Below are 3,795 nucleotides of genomic sequence, written 5' to 3'. Positions count from 1 at the left end.
TGAGCAAAAATGGGCGCCGTCACGATAAACGCTTACTCGATAAAGTCGATATAATTCGCCATATTCCTCCTGAGGTAACCATCTGGGCAGATACCGGTTTTCAAGGTATAGATAAACAGCATCCTAATACACAAATCCCAAAAAAAGGAACTCGAAAAAGACCTTTATCGCCTGAACAAAAACAAGAAAATAAAATAATCTCGGGCATCCGTATTACAGTTGAACACGCCATCGCGGGTATCAAGCGCCTCGGTTGCATGACCCAAATTTTACGGAATCGTAGACCCTTTATTGATGATACCTTCTTACTCCTTAGCGCAGGTCTTTGGAATTTCCATCTCAGAACAGCGTAAAATTTACTTCAATCACCGAAACACCCTTATTTCACTATTAAGCAACACGCTTTACGATGTTAACCGCATTTTCGCGCCAGACCGATAAACAATATTATCTAAACAACGATATGGCACAAAGTTCACGCCAATATGACACATCAGTATTAGCTCCATTCAATGAAGTATTAAAAGATCCAGCAGAAAAGAAATTCATCATTGTCCATTTACTTGGCACCCATATGAAATATGCCTATCGTTACCCAAAAGATGAGGGAATATTTGATAATAAAACAGATACTATGCCCATCAATTTGGCTAAAAGTGAGCAAGCCGATTATAACGACTATGATAGTGCACAACACTTCAACGATAAGGTAGTGGCAACACTAATTAGAGATTTTGCTGCATCTAACGAAAACGGTTTTTTGGTCTATTTTTCTGATCATGGCGAAGAGGTTTTTGACACACCGCCACACCATATTTTAGGTCGTAATGAAGCAGCACCAACCCGCCCTATGTATGAGATCCCTTTTATTATCTGGCAATCAACCCAATGGATTAATACTCACCAACGCCATTTAGATACCATGGTAAATAGGCCCTATAGTATTATGCATTTGATCCACACCTGGTCAGATTTAGCCGGGCTTGACTATGATGGATTTGATGTCAGTAAAAGTGTCATTAACAAAGATTTTCAACCTTCTCCCCGTTATATTGGTGATCCTTATAACAAACAACAACCACTAAAAACCTATGATCAACTAAAAAAATAGTCCTTTCATTTATTCCTCTCCCCGGGTTAATTCTTAGGGGAGAGTTACACCATTAATCATAAAATTTATAGATACAAATCATATCTGATAACCAGTTTTAAACTGGCCAGTTTTCAAACAATTCGTTAGTAACGTACTTTTGTTTAAGATATCAATTAATCAATAACTAAAAAGCTAAATTATTAGTTAAAAATGGTAAAAAAAGTCGAATAGCTGCTATTGCTAGAACATTTTATTAATTAAATAAACTAATAATATCAGCTTGTTAAGTCACAAAATTTAAAATTATTCATTAAATTATATGGTTTGTTCACTTTAATACTGTTATGGTTATCATTCTACACTGTAGTATTGCAGACAAAATAAAAATACTAACGTGCTTAATAATAAATAACGTAAATCATTTTTGACATGAAATTTAACACTTAATTAAATAACAAATAATCAATACAAACATTCATTTAACTTGATACTAAACATGTATCTATACTAGGATATTGTATCAATTTCGATAAAAACAAATCGATATTATTTCTCATTTTAAATACATTTATTTAACACAATTAAAGGAAAGGATAACTTAGGTAATAACACTGAAATACTAATTCAGGGCTTGTTAAATAATATGAGATCTAATACCGGCCTGACTAAAACGGAATCATTATGAAATCGAAAAGTTTAACCACTTGGATTATTGTAGGCCTGATCGCCGGGATAATAGTTGGATTTGCATTAAATTCATTCAGCAATCCAGAAATAACCTCCAGCTACGCCAAAAATATTTCGATCATTACAGATATTTTTTTGCGTTTGATTAAAATGATTATTGCACCATTAATTATTTCAACCTTGATCGTCGGGATCGCCAAAATGGGTGACGCCAAAACCTTAGGGCGTGTTTTCTCAAAAACGTTGTTACTGTTCATGGTTGCATCTTTCATTTCAATTACCATTGGCCTGGTTATTGTTAATATTCTTACACCAGGAGTAGGTATCAATTTCGTGGCAGAGACCAATTCAACGGTGACAAATATCGAACCAACCACCTTTTCTTTCCACAATTTTATTGCCCATGCTATACCTACTAGTATCATTGATGCGATGTCGCGTAATGAAATTTTACAGATTGTAATTTTCTCAATTTTTATGGGATGCAGCATATCTGCCATAGGTAAAAAAGGTGAACCGATTATTAAAATTCTAGATTCACTGGTTTACGTAATGTTAAAGCTGACAAGCTATGTTATGCTTTTTGCCCCCATTACTGTTTTTGCTGCTATCTCAGCCATGATTGCTGAACGCGGATTGAGTGTACTGATCAGTACTAGCATTTTTATGGGAGAATTTTACTTTACTCTAGCGTTACTCTGGCTGATCTTAATTGGGGTATCCGTGTTAATCGTTGGCCCATGCATTTTACGCTTAGTCAAAAACATCATGGAACCGGCTTTACTCGCTTTCACCACTTCAAGTTCTGAAGCAGCTTTTCCTGGTACTTTAGAAAAACTGGAACAGTTTAGTATTTCTAATAAAATTGCTAGCTTTGTTTTACCAATTGGTTACTCATTCAACCTTGTTGGTTCAATGGCTTATTGTTCATTTGCAGTTATCTTTATCGGTCAAGCATGTAATATTCATTTAAGTATGGGTGAACAAATCACTATGTTGTTGATTTTGATGCTGACATCTAAAGGTATGGCTGGTATACCACGGGCATCGTTGGTCGTTATTGCAGCGACACTAAGCCAATTTAATATTCCAGAAGCCGGCTTAATTTTATTAATGGGTATTGATCCTTTCTTAGATATGGGACGTTCAGCAACTAATGTCATGAGTAATGCCATGGGGTCGGCACTGGTTGGTCGCTGGGAAGGTGAACACTATGGCGACGGCTGCCGAGGCACACCGAAAGAAAAATCTGAAAACTTTTTTACTGATAAAATCAGTTTGAAATCTTAACAATAGATAATATTCCAGCCAAATAGCACAACAAGACGCGCCTATGGGCGCGACTTATTTACTTAAGATATAATATGCTTGATTAATTTTAAGTATTTAGTTAATTCAACTTAAGAAGGATTAGCCATTTTCATTTTTAGTACCATTACTGATGGTAATTTTTTTTCATTCCTCTAATTCTCATCTATGCTTAATGGATAACGGACATAAGCTACAGAGTTATACATATCAAGTTGTTATGTTGTTAAAATCTTATATCCAGTCTTATGTCTTTATCTAATAGATGTATCTATAATGTTAAAGTCTTTTTTATTGATTATACACTTATGGGCACCTCGAAAAACTCAAGATTTTCAATTAACCCTTGGCTTTCATTCTAAATAATTAGATTTTTTTTGATTATCACGTTACTGATTCTATCGCACATTGCCCTGGCTAGGGCCATTTGACCCATTCTGGGCGTCAGAAAGCCACGATGCACGCGCTCTGGAAGTACGCCAACCGCTTTAGGTTGTAACATGCTGCCATCATCGTCATGGCAAAATTAGCGCGCACCTGTCCAATGGTGCGGATCAGTTTTCTACCCATTTGTTCCATCGCCGCAAATGCATGTTCAACCCGTGCCCTAGTCTTTGCAATCCTGTGGTTTCGCCCTTGCTGAGTCTTGGACAACGGTTTGTTTCGATGGCCTTTACGCTGAATCTGGCTCCTATAGCCGTTTGCCT

3 protein-coding genes and 1 pseudogene are annotated in these 3,795 nt (G+C 36.2%); 3 read left to right on the top strand and 1 reads right to left on the bottom strand.

The annotated features are described in order from the left end of the window. The 3 genes and pseudogenes from CBG25_RS20110 to CBG25_RS20100 form a co-directional block, all read left to right on the top strand. The coding region (locus CBG25_RS20110) for a transposase family protein (protein WP_290603898.1) at positions 1–353 on the top strand (353 nt) is incomplete at its 5' end. A gap of 47 nt (positions 354–400) precedes the next feature. After that, positions 401–1,111: pseudogene (locus CBG25_RS20105) on the top strand (sulfatase-like hydrolase/transferase); the annotation flags it as partial. A 663-nt stretch (positions 1,112–1,774) separates the two neighbouring features. After that, positions 1,775–3,070: a dicarboxylate/amino acid:cation symporter gene (locus CBG25_RS20100; RefSeq protein WP_290608864.1), complete on the top strand. Its 1,296-nt coding sequence runs from the start codon at positions 1,775–1,777 to the stop codon at positions 3,068–3,070. A 462-nt stretch (positions 3,071–3,532) separates the two neighbouring features. Here CBG25_RS20100 and CBG25_RS20095 read toward each other — a convergent pair. Next, a partial coding sequence (locus CBG25_RS20095) for a transposase (protein WP_290603799.1) occupies positions 3,533–3,795 on the bottom strand: 263 nt, incomplete at its 5' end.

Origin of the sequence: Arsenophonus sp. ENCA (assembly GCF_002287155.1) — a bacterium.
GTDB classification, from domain to species: Bacteria; Pseudomonadota; Gammaproteobacteria; order Enterobacterales; family Enterobacteriaceae; genus Arsenophonus; species Arsenophonus nilaparvatae.
Note: the sequence above shows the minus strand (reverse complement) of the source record. Positions and strands in the feature narration are given on the sequence as shown.